The sequence below is a fragment of the Phaeobacter sp. 11ANDIMAR09 genome, from assembly GCF_001294455.1.
Classification (GTDB): domain Bacteria; phylum Pseudomonadota; class Alphaproteobacteria; order Rhodobacterales; family Rhodobacteraceae; genus Pseudophaeobacter.
In genome coordinates this window covers 1-3,338 of sequence record NZ_LIKT01000069.1, presented here as the reverse complement: position 1 = coordinate 3,338, position 3,338 = coordinate 1, and the positions used below count along the sequence as shown (strand labels likewise).

Annotated in this window: 2 protein-coding genes; one reads left to right on the top strand and one right to left on the bottom strand. The window is 49.5% G+C overall.

The features are described 5' to 3' along the window. Window positions 1-250 precede the first annotated feature (250 nt). Window positions 251-1,186: a hypothetical protein gene (locus AN476_RS22045; RefSeq protein WP_054463907.1), complete on the bottom strand. Its 936-nt coding sequence runs from the start codon at window positions 1,184-1,186 to the stop codon at window positions 251-253. 257 nt (window positions 1,187-1,443) lie between these two features. Here AN476_RS22045 and AN476_RS22040 point away from each other — a divergent pair. Continuing rightward, the coding region (locus AN476_RS22040) for a P-loop NTPase fold protein (RefSeq protein WP_054463906.1) at window positions 1,444-3,338 on the top strand (1,895 nt) is incomplete at its 3' end.

The following is a 3,338-nucleotide window of genomic DNA, read 5'->3' as shown; positions in this document are numbered from 1 at the left end:
AGGGCGGAATCGAACCACCGACACGAGGATTTTCAATTTTCCTTAGACTCCATTCATTCTTTCTCAAATCAGCTCAGGCCATGGCGAAAACCATTTTCGTTGAATACCTTGTGGCTTCCGGACCATACCGAGGTCCTTCAAGCCATTTCATCCTAGCTCGGCTGTGTTTGCACCCATCGGACACCCAAGAGAGGCTTTGGCCTCGCAATTCGAGACAGCAAACCGAGTCTTGGTACGCAGCACCATAACTTCAGGTCGTTACTTTTCTCGCCGTTTGTATCGGCTTTCCAACGCCACGAACATGTGCCTTCCGCCAAGTGAGTTTCCCATTTCGCGCAAGAAACAGATGGCCACGGACCCAATGCGCAGTTCTTTTTCCACCAAAAGTATCAGCGTCGTCATCCGTTCCCAATGAGGCTTTCAGTTGGCCCGCTGCAGCTTTGCCTAGTTTGATTGTAGATAAACTGAATTTTGGAGGCTTAGCCCCTCGATGTTCAAACGACTTCAACACCTTTTTCGAAGGCGCAGTTGGTTCGCAAATCTCAACGATTTCTGGCCGACTGTGTAGCCCAGCAAGAGACATAGCCATTGCCACGCACTTGGTTGCAGTTTGCAGATCGCTTTGCTCCCGATCCCTGATGGTCTCAGCATCAAAGGGCGCGTCACGACGAAGCTTATCTCTGGTCAATCTCTCCTTGTCGCTCTCAGTTACAGCATCTTGGAAATACGCGTATGGAGTATCTGACAAACTAACGGTTCCATCGACAGCGAACACAACCTCTGTCCCAGAGTAGATAACCGAAAGAGACTTGTTCCCAGGAAACTTGAATAGTTGGGCGACAAAAACCCGCAGCCCATCTTCAACGTAATCGATAACTGCCCCCAGACGCCCGTGGTGTTTTCCATCAGGTGTTGACGCATCGATCTCAAGCCAAAGCTCCTTGAACGGCAAACGAACTTTCGCAATCGATTGATAGAAGTCTTCTGCACTCAATTGCGCTGCGCTATCCAGCAAAAATTTCGAGGCGCTATTGTCCATATGAAATGGCTTAGCTTCAAGCACGCGCTCCTCGACAGATTGCGCAAAGGAGTCGTCTCCGTTCCAGATCAGCGTGTTGTTTGCCAAGGCAAGATCTGCCAGTAGGGTATCGCGCAGCTTGACCGCTCGACTAAAGCCTTTGCTCATTGTGTAAGTGCTCCTACCACCATCGCCGCTACCGTTTTCCAGCAACTCCAAACAAGAAAAGTAAACCCGTCACTACTTAAATGACAGCTCATTGTCGTTGAGCCCTTCAACAATCCGACCTGCGTTCACATCCCCATCCACCAGTCAGGTCCGACTACCAGAAGGTTGCGCCAGACGGTCACCCTACCAAAGTTCCAGCTCGACGCGAGAAATCGACAAGCATATCGTCTCATCAACCTAAGTGAGTGGACCAGAGCATGACTGATCTCAATGCATCAACGCGAGAATACTTACAGCAATATTTAGCGTCCGCCAAACCGGGTTTTGCCGTATTGCTAACCGCGCCCTGGGGTGCCGGAAAGACGCATTTGGTGAAGTCCCTATTGACTGAGAGCGATAAAGAAAAACCTTTGTATGTCAGTCTGTTTGGCGTTGGAAGTCGAGCCGAACTGGACAGGGCGTTAGTACGTGCTTTCCTGCCCAAATCGGATTCCGACATTGCTAAAGCCGGACGGCAAGTGAAAAACTTCATATCGAGCATTAAGGCATTTGGATTTTCAGCCGACCTGAACAAAATAGACCTAACAGAATTTGTAATCGCTAAATTACCAAACTCTTTGATATTCGATGATATCGAACGGGCAGGACTGTCCATCAAAGAAGTCCTCGGTGCCGTCAACGGGTTCGTTGAGCATGAAGGCAAGCACGTAGTGCTTTTAGCGAACGAGGATAATCTATGGGATGAGGAGAGCCTCAAAGAAAAGGAAAAGGTTGTCGGAAGAACTTTGACGGTAGTTGCCGACATAGACTCGGCACTTGCACCCATTCTGTCGGCGTTCAGTGAGCAAGCAAGGGCATTCTTTGAAAATGAAACAGAAACGATTTCTGAGGTTTTTCGCAAGGCCGGATACAACAACCTAAGAAGTTTGAAGCAGGCATTGTGGGAATTCGAGCGCCTGTTCTCATGTTTGGACGACTCTATTAGAGAAAACTCCGAGGGAATGACCGAACTCTTGACCGTATTTACTGCGCTGGCACTTGAGTTGAAATCGGGTACTTTTTCGCGCGATGACATGCGTCTGCGTGGAGGCATGGATTTCAACAACAAGCCAGAGTACGAAAAACTGCGGAACGCACGAACCAAGTATGGTTTGGAGCAGATTCAGCATGGTCGCTATCGGACCGTACTTCCCTATGCTCTCGCGGAAAGGGTTCTTTGCGACGGTGTGGTCGAAGGGACCACGATAAACCGTGAACTGGCGCAAACCCCTGCATTTCACCAGCCAACCACTGAGGCCGAATGGGAAACTGTTTGGTGGGCCGGAGAACGTGAAGAAGGTGACGTTAGTGCAGCAGTTCAATCAATGGAGCAAAAATTTTCAGATCACGAATACTTGGATCCGGGCATAATCCTTCATGTCTTTAACTGTCGGTTGAGTTTGGGCGACATGGGGTTCGTCGAAAAAGACCTCTCTGAGATTGAGGCCGAGTGTTCTGCCTACATTGATGAACTAACTGCAATGAACCGCATTCGAGAATTTGATCCGGTAGCAGATTTCAACAATGAACTTGGATATGGTTATTCTGATACTGGCTATCGCAACTTGGGTTTCCCAAGGGATGAAAACTACCCAAAGGGAGCGCCATTCAATCGGCTCTATACCAAGTTAAAGTCAGCGCAAGATTCAGCATATGAAAGGAGCCTTCCTGCCGTCGGCGACCGGATTCTCCTCACCATGGAATCTGATGTTGACGAGTTTCGCCACCTGATTTCTGTGACGAACTCAAAGCAAAATATTTACGCCAGACGACCGGTTCTCGCGACTATGAGCCCGTCTGATTTTGCTGCTTCGCTTCTGGCTTTACGCCCTGACTGTCGCAGAAAAGCGCTTCATGCACTTGCTGAGAGGTATGAATTTCCCGGAAACGAACTTGAGAGTGAAAAACCGTGGCTGAAAACTGTGCACGACGATTTACAAAAACGAATAAGTGACGCCAGTCATTTTCAACGCTGGCAGGTCGGCTCTGATCTACGTCATTCAATCGGGAAGACCTTAAATCGATGGGCTGAGGCTGAGGCTGAGGCTGAGGCTGAGGCTGAGGCTGAGGCTGAGGCTGAGGCTGAGGCTGAGGCTGAGGCTGAGGCTGAGGC